Below are 14,589 nucleotides of genomic sequence, written 5' to 3'. Positions count from 1 at the left end.
ATGAGGAACCCATACATGCTCCGCCAAAGAAGCACCCGCCTGGGTGGCATCGCACTGATAGCCGGGATGACGCTCCTGGCGTCCGCCTGCGCCAACACCACTCCAGCCGGTACATCCGATACGTCCAGCGCATACTCCACGGATTCGGTCGAAGCGCAAGGACGGGTTGCCATCTCCTACCCGGGAGGCATCAGCGTCCTGGATAGCAAGACATTGGAGGTCGTCAAGAAATTCGACTCCGAGGAGTTCACCAGGCTGAACGCTGCCGGGGACGGTCGCCACGTTTTTGTCACCACCAAGGCAGGCTTCCAGCTGCTGGATACGGTGGAACCCAAGCTCACCGATTTGCGGGTTGACGCAACGGCTGCCGGCCACGTGGTCCGGCACGCCGGCAACACCGTCCTGTTCGACGACGGGACGGGCACCACCACCATCCTCAAGACCGACGAGCTCGCCAAGGCTGAGGGTGCTGTGCCTGCTGCACAGACGTACAAGGCTGACTCCGCACACCATGGTGTGTCGATTGTTCTGGAGGACGGGAAGCTTCTCACCACCATCGGAGACAAGACTTCACGCAGCGGCGCTATGGCACTCGAAGCCCACGGCGACCACTGGGACAAGGTGGCCGAAAGCAAAGAATGCCCGGGCATCCATGGCGAGGGAACTGCAGCCGACGAGGCAGTGATCTTTGGCTGCGAGGATGGCGCCCTCCTCTACCACCACGGTAAGTTCGAGAAGTTCACGGCACCGGACAAGTACGGCCGGATGGGCAACGCGTTCGTTTCCGAGACCAGCCCGATTGTGGTGGGCGACTACAAGACTGATCCTGACGCCGAAGGCTACCTTCTTAACTCGGTGGCCTTGATCGACACCGAAAAGCACACCTTCAACGTGGTCAAGCTCCCCGAAACTGTCCAGTACACCTTCCGCGATGTCGCCAGGGGACCAGGCGACATGGCCTACATCCTCTCCACCGACGGCTCAATCCATGTGCTTGATCCCAAGGACGGGAAGATCGTCAACAAATTCCCCGTGATCAAGGCCTGGGAAGGCCCCGCCGACTGGCAGGACGCACACCCCGCCATCGTGGTCAACGGCAATATCGCCTATGTCACTGAACCGGCAGCAAACACTGTTCACTCCGTGGATCTGGCCACCGGGAAGGTCACGGCATCGTCCAAGCTGGACGTCGTGCCCAACGAAATCGCCATCACCCTCGGAGCGCACTAAAGTCTCAGCGCACTGAGAGTCACAGCGCATTGAGAGTCACAGTGCACTGAGCTCCAACATCTGAAGTACAAACAAGGGCAGGACCACCAATGGATGGTCCTGCCCTTGGTGCGTTGGTTCGCGCTCCTGCGCCCGTCGGTCGGGCTACCTGTTGCGATGGTGTGCAGGGGCGGTTCCTACGCGTGCCGAACTGTTTCGTCGGCGTTCGTTCGCTCGTCAGAGCTACATGATGCCAGTGGGAACCAGGAGTGCCCAGGCAAGTGCGGGTGCCACCAGGACAACTCCGCCTGCGTACATCATCAGCTGCTTGTAGACGCGCTGACGATCGTCTTCGCGGGCGTTGGCCACCACCAGGGCGCCGTCAGTGGAGAACGGCGATACGTCCACGACGGTTGCGGCAATGGCGAGGGCCGCCACTGTCCCCGATGCGCTGAGCGAGCTTGTTGCCAGCAGGGGACCGGCCAGGGGGATGAAGGCCGTGAGGAGTGCGGTGGACGAGGCGAAGGCCGAGCCGACACCGATGACGTAGCAGAGCACCAAGGCGATGAGGAGCGGTGCTCCGAGTGCAAGGGCTTGCTCGGCGAGGGTATCGATGACTCCGACGTGCTGAAGCAGGGAAACGTAGGTGATCATGCCTGCGACCAGCAGCACGGTGGACCAGGAGACTCCGCCGATGAAGGTCTGGTGCTCTTTGATGTTGACCAGCGCCAGCAGGAGTCCGGCCGAGAGAGCGACGAAACCGATCGGCATGTGGAAGCCCAAAGCGCAGATGAGCATGGCTACGATAAGTCCCAAAGTGAGGATCTGCTGGCCATGAGGCCGGGTTGCGCGTGCCTCGAGGTCGGCGTGCTGGCCGGCAGCGCCGTCGCGCAGTTTGCCCAGGAGGGCGAACAGGACCACGGTGAGGACTGAGAGGATGAGATTCAGCGCGAAGCTTGCTCCGAAAAGAGCGCCTTGGGAGATCGGGAAGCCGTTCTTCACAGCGATGTCATGCACCAGGACGCCGGCCACCGAGAGCGGGGAGAAACCGCCGGCGTGGGCTCCATTGATAATGAAAGCGCCCATGAGGACCGGGTGGATGCGTGATTCGTAGGCAAGCCCGATTGCGGCGGGTGCCAGCAGTGCTACGGCGGCGGGAGAGAACGTGCCCAAAGCAGTGAGTGATGCTGCCAGGAGGAAGAATACCCACGGCAGAAGCAGCGTTTTGCCGCGAACAAGCCGGACACAGTTCTGGACGATGATGTCGATGGTCCCGTTCCTCTGGGCCATGCTGAAGAAGTACGTGACACCGATGATGGTGATCACGATGTTGGCGGGGAAATCGGCCAGGATTTCCTTATCTGTCATGCCAAGCATGAAGTAGCCGACTCCGAAGGAAGCGACGAGTCCCATGACACCGATGTTCAATGGCCATTTGGTGGCGACGACGAACATCACCACGAGGATTACCAGCGGGATGATCTGGGTGGCTGTCATGGTCGGCTCCGATTCCGGGGTAGCCGCCGGGTTGAAGATGGCACCCCCAAACAGGATGGCAACCAGACCCAGGATGACGGAAGCGGCAACCGTTATCAGCAGGATACGGCGGCGGTTATTGGGGCGCTGGTAACGTTCTTCCCGGATGTCGCTCTCAGCCTCGGGTGCTGGTTTGAAAATTGTCTTAGCCATGGTGTTTTCTCCTCATCGAGTGGCTGTTGCTAGTGAGGCTTCGACGACGTTGCCGAGAGTCTCCGGGAGGTGAATGATGCTGGAGGCAATGGTGCGCGCAGTTCGGTCGACGCCCACCAGAAGGGACCCACCTTGTTCCTCGCTCCAGGTTTCGATGACGCCTGCAGGCGTCCTGAGCTTCAGAACTGATTCGTCTGTGTTGCCGGTGATGGTGTTCAGCACGGTGCCGGGTGTACGGGCTGCGAGCGTTAGCGCAATGCTGCCGGTGATGGCCAGGGCGGGATGCGGCTTGCCCATGGAGAGCATCATGACGTTGACGTCACATTCCGCGTCAGGCCCTTCGGGAGGCCCAACGATTGCGAGTTTGGGAACAGCCCGCGCGGCTTGGGCGGGAGTGGCCGCCATTCCCATCCGGACAGCTGCCTGGCGACGGATGTTGTCCAGGGTGTCCAGTTGCAATTCGACGCCGGCTTTCCACGTGTCATAGCGGGTAGTGTCCAGTCCAAGCTCCTCAGCCCGCACCATGACCACAGGTGCGCCCGCGTCCACCATGGAAACCGTCCAACGGGTTCCGCCGGCAACGATTGTGTCAGTTGCCGAGCCGGTGGGAAGCAAACGTCCGGTGGTCTTGCCGGCCGGATTCTGGAAGCCGAGGCCCACTCTGTAACCGGGAAACACGACGCCGGGCATCTGTGCGTCAGGGACGATCGGCAGGGCACCGGCGGGAGTTGAAACCCGCTGAATGATGATCTGGCCCGTGTTGGTATTCCGGGTGACGATCCTGGTGGAATCGCCGTCGGGCACCACCCACCCTTTCTCGATGGCATAGAGTCCCACAACCGCCGAGCAGTTCCCGCAGTTGCTGCCCCAGTCAACGGAGGCTTCTTCGATGCCCACCTGGGCGAAAGTAAATTCGACATCCACATCACGGTCCGCCGGGCGGCTAAGGATCATCGCCTTGCTGGTGGTTGAAGTAGCCCCGCCCACGCCATCGATCTGCCGTGAATCCGGGCTTCCGAAGAGTCGTGGCAGGAGATCGTCCAGGTTGGCGCCTGCCCTCTCCAAGTGATCAGTTTCAAAGACCCAGCACTTGCTGGTGCCTCCACGCATCCATTCGGCTTCGATCTTCATTGTGTTTCCCTGCTTCCCGTGGCACTTAGTGAACTTGTGGCCTATAACGAGAATGATCCGGATCACATGTGAAGACAATGTTGGATAAATGAGGGGGAGTGTAGGAATGCTTCAACCACTGTAATGTGGGCCCAAGGTGTTTCACTTCTGGACTATCCCAAGCGGTCTTTCATGCGAAAATTCCTCTCCATGACTGGAGGCTGCATAGAATGAACCAAAGAAGAAGAAGGGTGAAGTCTTGCTTAACGATGAGAATGTGGATTTGTTCGATATCCGGCGGCTTGCCCTCCTGGTTGAGGTGGTTGAGCAGGGATCAATCACGGCGGCGGCTGACATCATGATGTATTCGCCCTCTGCCGTCTCGCAGCAGTTGCGGAAACTGGAGCAGGAAGTGGGCCAGCCCCTCCTCAACCGCAGATCCCGCGGAGTGGTTCCCACGGAGGCGGGTCAGGTACTGGCAGGGCATGCTCGGAAAATCGTCGGACAAATGAGAGCAGCCAGGTCGGACCTGGGCCAGATCGCCGGGTTGAGTCGAGGCTCGTTGACGGTTGGTACGTTCCCCACGCTGGCCGGTTCCTTCTTGCCACTGGTGATCCGTGCGTTCAAGAAGCGATACCCGGCGATCGGCCTCTCCGTGCGCAGCGCGCGTTTCGACGAGCTCGTCTCAGATCTGGAGTCCGGCGTCACTGGACTGTGCTTACTCTGGGATTATCCGTGGAACCGATTCAATGACGAGGCCATTCGGATCACGGAGGTGTTCCAGGAGAGCACGGTGATCCTCGTGGCCAAGGGGCACCCCTTGGCGGACCGTGATGAAGTGACCATGAAAGAGCTCCGCAAGGAGTCATGGATAGTCCGTGCTGAGGCCCACCCCGTAGTGGAGGTCCTTCAGCGATCCGCTCACGACGCCGGCTTTGAGCCGACCATCGGCTTCCTTGCCAATGACTACCAGGAGGCTCAAGCCATGGTCAGCGTTGGCATGGGTGTGGCGATGGTCCCCAAGACGGCGGTGGCTCTGCAGCATCCGGATGTCAGGATCCTCAGCCTCGGTGCCGACGCCCCACAGCGCCGGGTTCTCTTGGCCCAGCGCCAGGACAAGGTGTATGCGCCCGCAGAGGTGGCCTTCCACTCAACCCTTCTGGAGATTGCCCGTGAACGTGGCAGCGACTATCTCTGAGGCGATGCCTCGCCTTGCGCCGCCTGCAAGTCCTGTCGAAGTGAAGGGTGAACGGATGATGCAGGGACGAAAAACCGGATGAAAGCAGCAGTGATGGCCCCGAGCGCTGACAGGAAGATCCAGGGCGCCATGGCCGTGACTGACGGCGTGTAGGCGAGTTCGTAAAGGGGAGCAAGGGCTGTGTTGCCCAGGACAACCGCCAAGCCTCCAGCGCTTGCCAGCAAGCCATAGTACGCGCCGGTAGGGCGTCCGGCCGCAAACTCCAGGACCAGGCCCATGGCGACGGGCAACACACACATGTTGCCTAGTGCTGTACCCGTCACCAGCACTAGGGCTGGAAGGATCGGCAGCCAGTTCGGCGGGGGAAATATCGCCAGAACTCCCAAAGAAGCGAAGCCGAGGGACTGCAAGGCGAAACCTAGGGGAAGGGCGATCCTGGGTCCGGCTTTTCGCATGAGGCCTGCTATTGGCCACTGCAAGGTGATGGTCAGGACGGATGCGTAGGCAAAGACGAGCGCCAGTGAGCTTGCACCGGCCCCGCTCCGCTCGAGTTCTACCGGAAGTCCGAAGTACAGCTGGTTGGTCGCCACCAGATTGACGCTGAAAAAGGCCGCGAACCCGATGAACTTTTTGTCCTTCAGGCAGGACCAGAGGTCCGACGGCGGCACGCGGCCAGTTGGTTCGACGGGAGTTTTGGTCGTGTGGGCGGTCTTTGGCAGGAAGAGCCAAAAGACCACAGCCATCAGGGCAAAGACAGCGGCCCCGGTCAGCAGCGCAGTGTCGAAGCCTGTGGCGAGGAGAAGTGATCCCAACAGCGGACCCACAACCACGCCTACTTCACCGCAGATCACAAGCAGCGCAAAGAGGCTGGACCTGTTGTTCTGCCCGGGGGCATCGTTTCCGGCGCGATCGGTGTTCTTGGAAGAACTGCGCTCGGCGGCCACGCCGACGAGGCTTTGCAATGCTGGGGAGAACAATGCCCCGCCTATCCCGGTGACCACGGCTCCGATCAGGAACAGTGTGAAGTCGGCAGCCCAAGCCAGGAGCAAGAATCCGGTAATGCGGACAAGGCATCCCGTGATCATGGACTGGCGTGCTCCCCATCGGTCTGCAAGCGCCCCACCGAGCAGGAACATTCCCTGTTGGGCGAAGGTGCGTGCCCCCAGGACGATGCCAATCGCCATCGCGCCCATTCCAAAGTCATTTCGCATGGCCACCGCAAGGAAGGGCACAACTGCGTAGAAGCCGATGTTGAAAATCAGTTGACTGGCGAGCAGCAATTGCGGGGCTGGTTCGTCCCTCGCAGGACGTAACCCGGTGCGTTTCGAACGAAGGGTGCGCGCCGCCGTCGGACTCATCTTTTGCTGCCGTGTGTCGGGGCTGGCCATGGTGGATCCTTATCGGGGGGGCAAGTGGACAATAACAGCTTATCAAGAATGAGTCGCAATAATGCTGTCCAACTTCCCACCAAAACCCCTTTCGTAGATTGTTGACAATTGATATTCTCTGTTCATGTCTTCCTTTTATCTCCAACATGCCAAGCGAACGAAGGAAATCTCATGAAGAAGCGACGCCCTGCTGCCTCTACCCTGGACCACTTTGCGACGGCCGACACCGGTCACCACTGCCCGATAACGGGATGGTGGTCACTGAAGTGGAATGAAGAGGCCACTATGTTCATCACCGAGGGTCAAGTGATGCCCGCCGTGGGCGGCGTGCCGGCCGTATGGATTCTGCGTGAGACGGCCAGCTACGGCCGCGCAGGCGCAACCTCGTTGCTTGCGGCGTCCTAGAAGGGTACCCGCGCGTTATGGGCTACCCGGCCACTGAGGCCGTGAACTAGGCCTTCTTCCGCAGCCCTGCCTGTTCCACGAGTTCGGTCAACCACGGCCGGTGTCCTTGATGAAACACCATCCCATCCGGCAGTCCCTGCACTCTGGGGACTGAATCGGCAATGTCGATAGTTACCCTGCCGCCTGCCATGGGTGCGTTGGTGATGTGCAAGTCGCCGTATTCTGCCGGCAGTTGCGGATCCATCCAGAATCCCCCGTGGGACACGTGGGCGTCGTACCTCATCAGGCTCGTGATCAGCTGGATGGGTGAGGTGGCTGCCCAGGCTTGGGGTGAGCAGGCCGTGGGATAGGGCACCGGCTCGCTGTACTGCCCGCGGCTGAACCCGCAGAACAGTTCGGGGAGGCGCCCCTCGGAGAAGGCGGCCGCGTCGAACAGGGCCGTGGCGATTCGTTGAGCCTCCTCCACGAATCCGTAGCGCATCAGTCCGGCAGCGATGACGGCATTGTCGTGCGGCCAGACCGATCCGTTGTGGTAACTGGCCGGGTTGTAGGCACCCATGTCGGTTGCCAGAGTGCGCACACCCCAACCGCTGAACATCTCGGGTGACATCAGCCGCTCAGCTACCAGTGGCGCCTTGTCATCATCCACCAATCCGACCCAAAGGCAGTGCCCCATGTTGGAAGCGCAAGCGTCCACCTGCCGCTTTTTGCCGTCCAGTGCGATCGCGTAGTAGCCGCGGTCCGGCATCCAGAAATGCTCGTTGAAACGCGCCTTTAACTGGGCCGCGCGATCGGCAAGCTCGCGCGCCAGGGGTGCGTCGCCGGCGTCGTAAGCCATCCAGGCCCGGGCCATGTAAGCGTCATAAACATATGCCTGGACCTCACACAGCGCGATGGGAGGCTCGGCAAGGCGTCCGTCCGCGAAGTTGATCCCATCCCATGAGTCTTTCCAGCCCTGGTTGATCAGCCCGCGATCGTTGAGGCGCTCATACTCGACGAAGCCATCGCCGTCCCTGTCGCCATAGTCGCGGATCCAGTCGAGGGCCCGGTCTGCATGGGGGAGCAGGGCGGCGATGGTGTCCTTGGCGAACCCCCAACGGCTGACCGAACCCAATACCACCACGAACAAGGGAGTGGCATCGACGCTGCCGTAGTAGATGGACTTGCCGCCCAGAGCCAGGCTGCTGGAGACATCCAACCGGACCTCATGCAAAATCTTGCCCGGTTCTTCCTCGGTCACGGGGTCAACCACCGTGCCCTGCCGCTCAGCCAACGTTTGCAACGTTCCCAGGGCCAGCGAGGGATCAACAGGCATGGCCATTTCGGACGCCCACAACGAGTCCCGTCCAAACAGCGTCATGAACCACGGGGCTCCTGCAGCCACCACCACTCTCTCCGGGTGGGCAGGGTCTTCGATGCGGAGGGCGCCAAGATCGTCGTAGCTCCGCCGCAGGGTTCTCTCGATTGAGTGGTTGCCCATCTGCAGGATGGGAATTTTGGCCACCCATTCCTGCCGGCGTTGATCACTCCGGGACAGTTGTCCGACGGCGGGATGCACCACGGGCGCTGATGGCGCAGCCCCTTCAAGACCGGGGATTACCGTGAGTTGGGTGCTCCAGGAGCCCCATGCCGGGATGGTGGTCCGGTAGCTGAAACCTTCCAGGCCCGCTTCAGCGACGTCGGAACTCACGACGACGGACTTCCGGACTTCCTGCCATCGGGCGTGAATGGTCAATGAATTGGCATCGGCCTCGCGGATTTCTTCCCACTGCGTCTGCACGCGCGCTTCCTTCACCTCGAAGACATCGGCGAAGTCGGAAGCTACAGTGATCGCGATGAGGCATTCCGCGGGCTTCATCGAGTAGTTGCGCACGGTGAGGTGTTCCACCATCCCAAAACCCAATTCCCGGGTGCGTTCCACGATGAGCGGAGTGTCAGCGTATCCGCCAGGCATGGTGATGCGTCCAGCGAAGACCGCCCTGTACGGTTCCTTCGTTTGGGCGGTCAAAGGTTCCACGGTCTGTCCGTTCACACTGAGGCTCCATGCCGACAGAATGCGCGTGTCCTGGAAGAAGAGGCCGTGGGGATGATCCGGATTCATATCACCGCTGGGCAGCGAAATGCAGAAGGACGTGCCCTCTACCAAGGTGACCGTCCCGGCACCCAGGGGACCGGCCGCGGTATCGGCATTCCATCCAGCCATTTCCGGCTCCTTTAGCGCTCCTGCCGAGTCCTCGCTGTCGTGCTACATCCTCACAGTGACGCTACTCCCGGACGGCGGTGTGGGCCAGACCTTGGGGCCGGCAGCCAGCGTCGGGAGCATTTGGCCTGAGTTTGGGGACAACGTCCATTCTGCGGCTGTTTTCAGCAATGCCTATCGTCGATTGTTGACAATTGCTAGGATGGAACATGTGCTCTTCCAACGACGGCGGGCACAGTCACGCGGGGCTCAGGCCCCAGAAGGAGTAATCAATGGTCAAGGCCACTGTCATGAAAAATGCAAATACCGAGAACCCTGGCGAACACCTTCCGAAGCCCACATCAAGCACTCCCGGCCAGACTGAAGTGTCCCTCCGCCTTTGGGCCCGGGAAGGACTGAAAACCGGCATCTGGGAGGCAACGCCCGGTGTGTCCACGAGTACCAGGCCTGGCTTTGACGAGATCTGCCAGATCCTCAGTGGCACAGCGACCATTACCGAAGAAGATGGAACCAGCTTCGAAGTCGGTCCCGGCTCCTTGTTCGTCACGCCGGCTGGGTGGACGGGAACGTGGACCATCCATGAAACGTTGCGGAAGATGTGGGTAGTTGCCGACCTTCCCAAGGTCTAATAGCGAAGGTCCAGTAGATGGAGTGAAGGGCCCGGTTCACTGAACCGGGCCCTTCACTTGATTCGGATATTCGACGATGCCTAAGCGGTTATCCCCGTCACTTCAGGCTTGGACGTAAGGTCCTCCACGGCTTTCTGCATGTGACGTTTGATGGCGTTTTGCAGGCCACTCCGATCGCGCGCTTCGAGCAGGTCCAGGATCATTTGGTGTTCCTGCACCAGCGCATCGATACGTGGGTAGGCCACTTCCAAGCTGAGGATACACATCCTGGATTCCGCAGCCAGGGTCTCGTAAATCCGGATCAGGCGCGTGTTCCCTGTTCCTGAAACAAAGGCAGTGTGGAATTGCATATCCAGCCGGGCGATAGCCTGCCAATCCGAAGCCGCGACCTGTTTGGCCATACTTCGGATGATGCCTTTAAGCTCCCGGCAGGTATCAGCGACCTGATCCGGTTCAGAATCCAGAAGCGTGTTGGCGGCGGCAAGTTCCACAGCTTCACGGACCGCATAGATCTCCCTGACGTCATCCGTGGAGAGTTCCAGCACGAAGACGCCGCGGTTGCGCTTGCTCACCAGGATGCCTTCCTGACACAGCCGTTGCAGAGCTTCGCGGAGTGGGCCCCTGGACGTGCTGAGCTGACTGGCCAGTGCCGATTCGTTGACTTGTTGTCCAGGCCTGAAAGCTCCCTGGACAATAAGCTCCCGCAATTGGTCAGCTATCAGCTGCGCCGTGGGCCGGCCCTCCAAAACGAACATTCCCTCCGGTGCCGCCATTGACATCCCCTCATTCCATGCTTCGGCAATTTGAATTTATTAGACCGCTACTGCGGTGTACTTGTATTCCAAAAACTCTTCAATCCCAATTTTGCCGCCTTCGCGTCCCAACCCGGACTGTTTGACCCCACCGAACGGCGCGGCGGGATTGGATACCAAGCCGGTGTTCAGCCCGACCATTCCCACTTCCAGATCGGCGGAGAACCGCATGGCCTTGTCCATGCTCTCCGTGAAGACGTACCCCACCAGGCCCCATTCAGTATCGTTGGCCAGGCGTACGACTTCGTCTTCGCTGTCAAACGGTGTAATGGCAGCTACAGGGCCGAAGATTTCCGTGGACATCAACGCTGCGTCCGTGGGTACGTCCACCAAGACGGTGGGGGAGTAGAAGTAGCCAGGCCCTTCCGGACGGCTGCCGCCGGTCAGGACACGTGCGCCCTTGGATACGGCGTCCGCGACCAGGCTTTCGACCTTTTCCAGGCCCTTCTGTTCAATCAGGGGTCCGACGTCGGTCCCTGCCAAAGCGCCATTGCCTACCTGCAATTCTGACATCTTTTTCGAGAACTTCTCACCAAACTCTTCCACTACGGAGCGGTGGACGAAGAAGCGGTTGGCGGCCGTGCAGGCCTCGCCCATGTTCCGCATCTTGGCCTTCATGGCTCCGTCCACGGCCTTCTCGATGTCCGCATCGGCCAGCACAATGAAGGGGGCGTTTCCGCCGAGTTCCATGGAGGACCGCATGACGTTGTCAGCAGCCTGGCGCAGGAGGATCTTTCCCACTTCCGTGGAACCCGTGAAGCTGATCTTGCGCGCAATCCCGCTGTCCGTCCAGGTCCTGACCACGCTGGAAGCGCTCGACGTCGTCACAACGTTCAGTACGCCGTCGGGAAGTCCTGCTTCCTTGAAGATTGCAACGAGCGCCAGCGATGTGAGGGGTGTCAGCTCCGCCGGCTTGAACACCATGGTGCAACCGGCAGCAACTGCCGGCGCGATCTTCCGCGCGCCCATGGCGAGCGGGAAGTTCCATGGCGTCACCAGTACGGAAGGGCCAACAGGTTCCTTGGTGATGAGGATGCGGGTGTTGCCATCAACGGAGCTGGCGTTGTCTCCGCCGATCCGTACTGCCTCTTCGGAGAACCAGCGGAGCATATCGGCGCCATAGGCCACTTCGCCCTTTGCCTCCGTGAGGGGCTTGCCCATCTCGGCAGTCATGATGGCTGCCAATCGGTCCGTATTGGCAATGACGAGTTCGTAAGCGCGGCGGAGAATGTCCGCGCGTTCCCGAGGCGTGGATTTTCCCCACGCTGCTTGGGCGCATCCGGCGGCCTCAATTGCCAGGGCGGCGTCTTCGGGGCTGCCATCGGCAACGTGGGCGATGACTTCGTTCGTTGCGGGGTTTTCCACTGCAAAGGTGGCGCCGTTTGCGGCCTGCTGCCAGCGTCCATTGATGAACAGGTCTGTCTGCAGTGAGCTGGGATCAAATGAGGGGGTCATGGTGGCTCTTTCAGTGATCGGGGGACTAGGAGGTGGCCGACTTGAGTGCCTGCGAGAACCTGGACAGGCCAAGCTGGATCTCGTCGCTGCTGACGTTCAGTGCGGGGATGAGGCGGATGACGTTGCCGTGCGGCCCACAGGTAAGGAGGAGGAGCTCTTCCTTGATGGCAGCCTGCTGAACGGCCAGTGCAGTTGCCGCGTCCGGTGTGTTGTCTGCTGCAGTGAATTCGACGCCCTGCATCAGGCCCCGGCCGCGGACGTTGCCGATTCCGGCGAACTCGGTTTGCAGTGTCTCCAGTCCTGCCCTGAGTTCGTCGCCGCGGAGTAGAGCGTTTTCCACGAGATTTTCGCGCTTGATGACACCAAGAGTGGCCACTCCGGCTGCTGCCGCGACGGCGTTCCCTCCGTAGGTTCCGCCTTGGGAGCCTGGCCAGGCTTTGCCCATCAGCTCTGCGGAGGCGGCGATTGCCGAGATGGGGAAGCCGCTGGCGAGGCCTTTGGCGGTGATCACTACGTCAGGCAGGATTCCGGCCCAGTCGTGGCCCCAGAACTTACCGGTGCGGCCAACGCCGGCCTGGACTTCGTCGAGGATCAGCACGATGCCGTGTTTGTCTGCTCGTTCACGCAGGCCTCGGAGGAAGGCTACGGGGGTGGGGATGTAGCCGCCGTCACCGAGTACGGGTTCGATGATGAAGCCGGCTGTGTCACTGGGCGCACTGATGGTCAGGAGGAGGTGGTCCAGTTCCTTCAGCGCGAATTCGACGGCGGTGGCTTCGTCCCAGCCGTACCGGTACCAGTGCGGGAACGGGGCTACGTGCACTCCGCCCATGATGGGTGAAAACCCTGAACGGAACTTTGTTCCAGCTGTGGTGAGGGAGGCCGCGGCGACTGTCCTGCCGTGGAACCCACCTTGGAAGGAGATGATGTTGGGCCTGCCGGTGGCCATGCGGGCCAAGCGGATTGAGGCTTCTACGGCCTCAGAGCCGGATGTTGCGTAAAAAACGCTATCCAAACCTTGCGGCAACACAGTTCCCAGCAGCTCGGTGAGCTCCAACAGCGGCTTGTGCATCACGGTGGTGTATTGGGCGTGGACAATCTTGCCCACCTGTTCGCGGGCGGCGGCCACAACATCGGGGTGGCAGTGACCGGTGCTGGTGACACCAATCCCGGTGGTGAAATCCAGGTATTTCTTGCCGTCGGTCGCGTGGATCCAGCTACCGGCCGCGTGGTCGACAACCACGGGGGTTGCCTGCTTCAGGATGGGGCTAAGTGTTGCCATGGCTTCATACTTTCTTAGGAACTGTAGATTGTCAACAATTGGCGAATCGTGTGTTATTGCCGTTGCTCACGCGGAACTTGTCAGGGTTCTTGAAACCGCTGGGGCCGCAGGAAGTCCAGACCGTCGAACCAGCGCTTGCCGAGCGCTTCGTTGGCTGCAATTTCTCCGTAGCCGGAGGCCATTTTGAAGCCGGCTCCGGAGAATCCGGTTGCCGAGTAGACCCTGGCGGATTTGCCGAGGAAACCCATCAAGGGCTGCGAATCGGAGGTGAAGAGGTCCGGGAACGCATCCGAGCGCACGATGCTGGGAATCAAGCCCGGGAAGAACTCCGAAACTGTCTCTATGGTTTCCGTGATCTCCGCTGTGCTGAGATCCCGGGGCACGGAGTCGGCAGCGGGAGTTGGTGCCCCGCGACCATCGAGAGTGGCTTTGACGGTTACGCCGTCCACTGCCGGCGCCCCATACATGGAGCGATTTCCCGAAATCCTGATGAAGATCGGAAATTTTTCCGGTGAGAATTGTTCTGCTTCGCGGGCAACGAACCATGAGAGGAAGATCCGCTTGGTTTCGGTGTGGGCTTTGAGGTATTCGGGCATGAGTTGTTTGGACCAGGCGCCCGAGGCAACGATGACCCGTTCGAAGGTCCAGGAGTTTTGACCGGACGTGATAACGACGCCGTCGTCAGTTTCAGTGATGCTGTCAATCGGAGTGTTGGTCTTGACCGATGCACCGTTGAATTCCGCCGCGGTGATGGCCGCGGTGATGGCGCGGTCGGTTCGCAGGGCGCCGGCGTTGGGGTCGTAGACGGCGATATCGTCGGAGCGGAGGTTGTGTTGGGGGTAGCGGGCGGCCATTTCCTCACGGCTGAGGATCTGGTGGGCGGCGCCGGTGATTCGTGTCGTTTCGAGCAGGCTGCGGAGGTATGGTCCGTCGGTGGTGCCGATGGACAGTCCGCCGCAGCGGGTGAAGATGTCTTGCCCGGTCTCCGCTTCGAGTTCTGCCCAAAGTTCGCGGGAGCGTTCCAGGATGGGGTAGTAGGCGGGGTTGCCGCGGTAAATCATGCGGAAGAGCCGGGTGTCTCCGCCTGCGGCGCTGCGTGCGTGTGCAGGGGAGTGCGCTTCGAATCCCACTACGGAGTCGGTGAGTCGCGAGGCTTGCCAGAGGGCCATGCTGCCGATACTGCCCAAACCGATGACGGCGAGCTTTCCGTCCATG

Annotated in this window: 12 protein-coding genes; 4 read left to right on the top strand and 8 right to left on the bottom strand. The window is 60.7% G+C overall.

All coding sequences use genetic code 11. From position 1 onward, the window contains the following. Positions 1 to 1,230, top strand: coding sequence for a zinc metallochaperone AztD (aztD, locus tag ACZ881_RS11375; RefSeq protein ID WP_476115345.1), 1,230 nt, complete (start codon positions 1 to 3; stop codon positions 1,228 to 1,230). 222 nt (positions 1,231 to 1,452) lie between these two features. On the opposite strand, the gene ACZ881_RS11370 is transcribed toward aztD, so the two are convergent. Both ACZ881_RS11370 and ACZ881_RS11365 read right to left on the bottom strand, forming a co-directional pair. Next, positions 1,453 to 2,898: an SLC13 family permease gene (locus tag ACZ881_RS11370; protein WP_476115342.1), complete on the bottom strand. Its 1,446-nt coding sequence runs from the start codon at positions 2,896 to 2,898 to the stop codon at positions 1,453 to 1,455. Positions 2,899 to 2,910: 12 nt separating this feature from the next. After that, positions 2,911 to 4,029 (bottom strand): PrpF domain-containing protein, encoded by a 1,119-nt coding sequence (locus ACZ881_RS11365; protein ID WP_476115339.1) that lies wholly within the window; start codon positions 4,027 to 4,029, stop codon positions 2,911 to 2,913. A gap of 238 nt (positions 4,030 to 4,267) precedes the next feature. Between ACZ881_RS11365 and ACZ881_RS11360 the strand changes: the two genes are divergently transcribed. Next, positions 4,268 to 5,206, top strand: a complete 939-nt coding sequence (locus tag ACZ881_RS11360) for a LysR substrate-binding domain-containing protein (RefSeq protein WP_476115336.1) — start codon at positions 4,268 to 4,270, stop codon at positions 5,204 to 5,206. On the opposite strand, the gene ACZ881_RS11355 is transcribed toward ACZ881_RS11360, so the two are convergent. Continuing rightward, on the bottom strand, positions 5,197 to 6,594 hold the full coding sequence (locus ACZ881_RS11355) for an MFS transporter (protein WP_476115332.1): 1,398 nt from the start codon (positions 6,592 to 6,594) through the stop codon (positions 5,197 to 5,199). The two genes, ACZ881_RS11360 and ACZ881_RS11355, sit on opposite strands and share 10 nt — an antisense overlap. A gap of 171 nt (positions 6,595 to 6,765) precedes the next feature. Between ACZ881_RS11355 and ACZ881_RS11350 the strand changes: the two genes are divergently transcribed. Continuing rightward, the gene (locus ACZ881_RS11350) at positions 6,766 to 6,999 is read left to right on the top strand and encodes a hypothetical protein (RefSeq protein WP_476115329.1); all 234 of its coding nucleotides are present in this window, start codon (positions 6,766 to 6,768) and stop codon (positions 6,997 to 6,999) included. 46 nt (positions 7,000 to 7,045) lie between these two features. Here the strand turns inward: ACZ881_RS11350 and ACZ881_RS11345 are convergent, their stop codons facing one another. Continuing rightward, positions 7,046 to 9,202, bottom strand: a complete 2,157-nt coding sequence (locus ACZ881_RS11345) for an amylo-alpha-1,6-glucosidase (RefSeq protein WP_476115325.1) — start codon at positions 9,200 to 9,202, stop codon at positions 7,046 to 7,048. 269 nt (positions 9,203 to 9,471) lie between these two features. Here ACZ881_RS11345 and ACZ881_RS11340 point away from each other — a divergent pair, with 269 nt between their 5' ends. Further along, a complete protein-coding gene (locus tag ACZ881_RS11340) occupies positions 9,472 to 9,828 on the top strand; it encodes a cupin domain-containing protein (RefSeq protein WP_476115322.1) in 357 nt (118 codons plus the stop codon). 80 nt (positions 9,829 to 9,908) lie between these two features. On the opposite strand, the gene ACZ881_RS11335 is transcribed toward ACZ881_RS11340, so the two are convergent. The 4 genes from ACZ881_RS11335 to solA form a co-directional block, all read right to left on the bottom strand. Beyond that, positions 9,909 to 10,583 (bottom strand): GntR family transcriptional regulator, encoded by a 675-nt coding sequence (locus tag ACZ881_RS11335; protein WP_476115983.1) that lies wholly within the window; start codon positions 10,581 to 10,583, stop codon positions 9,909 to 9,911. A 57-nt stretch (positions 10,584 to 10,640) separates the two neighbouring features. After that, the gene (locus ACZ881_RS11330; protein WP_476115319.1) at positions 10,641 to 12,095 is read right to left on the bottom strand and encodes an NAD-dependent succinate-semialdehyde dehydrogenase; all 1,455 of its coding nucleotides are present in this window, start codon (positions 12,093 to 12,095) and stop codon (positions 10,641 to 10,643) included. A gap of 25 nt (positions 12,096 to 12,120) precedes the next feature. Beyond that, on the bottom strand, positions 12,121 to 13,374 hold the full coding sequence (locus ACZ881_RS11325; RefSeq protein ID WP_476115316.1) for an aspartate aminotransferase family protein: 1,254 nt from the start codon (positions 13,372 to 13,374) through the stop codon (positions 12,121 to 12,123). A gap of 80 nt (positions 13,375 to 13,454) precedes the next feature. Beyond that, positions 13,455 to 14,588 carry an N-methyl-L-tryptophan oxidase gene (gene solA / locus ACZ881_RS11320; protein ID WP_476115314.1) on the bottom strand — a complete coding sequence of 378 codons (1,134 nt, stop codon included), beginning with the start codon at positions 14,586 to 14,588 and terminating at the stop codon, positions 13,455 to 13,457. Position 14,589: the final 1 nt, after the last annotated feature.

The organism is Paenarthrobacter sp. TE3676 (assembly GCF_056279165.1).
Note: the sequence above shows the minus strand (reverse complement) of the source record. Positions and strands in the feature narration are given on the sequence as shown.

Bases quoted from the DNA above. Each gene is read 5' to 3' on its own strand.
- ACZ881_RS11330 (WP_476115319.1), bottom strand. From the start codon at position 12,095: ATGACCCCCTCATTTGATCCCAGCTCACTGCAGACAGACCTGTTCATC.
- ACZ881_RS11365 (WP_476115339.1), bottom strand. From the start codon at position 4,029: ATGAAGATCGAAGCCGAATGGATGCGTGGAGGCACCAGCAAGTGCTGG.
- solA (WP_476115314.1), bottom strand. From the start codon at position 14,588: ATGGACGGAAAGCTCGCCGTCATCGGTTTGGGCAGTATCGGCAGCATG.
- ACZ881_RS11350 (WP_476115329.1), top strand. From the start codon at position 6,766: ATGAAGAAGCGACGCCCTGCTGCCTCTACCCTGGACCACTTTGCGACG.
- ACZ881_RS11355 (WP_476115332.1), bottom strand. From the start codon at position 6,594: ATGGCCAGCCCCGACACACGGCAGCAAAAGATGAGTCCGACGGCGGCG.
- ACZ881_RS11345 (WP_476115325.1), bottom strand. From the start codon at position 9,202: ATGGCTGGATGGAATGCCGATACCGCGGCCGGTCCCCTGGGTGCCGGG.
- ACZ881_RS11340 (WP_476115322.1), top strand. From the start codon at position 9,472: ATGGTCAAGGCCACTGTCATGAAAAATGCAAATACCGAGAACCCTGGC.
- ACZ881_RS11325 (WP_476115316.1), bottom strand. From the start codon at position 13,374: ATGGCAACACTTAGCCCCATCCTGAAGCAGGCAACCCCCGTGGTTGTC.
- aztD (WP_476115345.1), top strand. From the start codon at position 1: ATGAGGAACCCATACATGCTCCGCCAAAGAAGCACCCGCCTGGGTGGC.
- ACZ881_RS11370 (WP_476115342.1), bottom strand. From the start codon at position 2,898: ATGGCTAAGACAATTTTCAAACCAGCACCCGAGGCTGAGAGCGACATC.
- ACZ881_RS11335 (WP_476115983.1), bottom strand. From the start codon at position 10,583: ATGTTCGTTTTGGAGGGCCGGCCCACGGCGCAGCTGATAGCTGACCAA.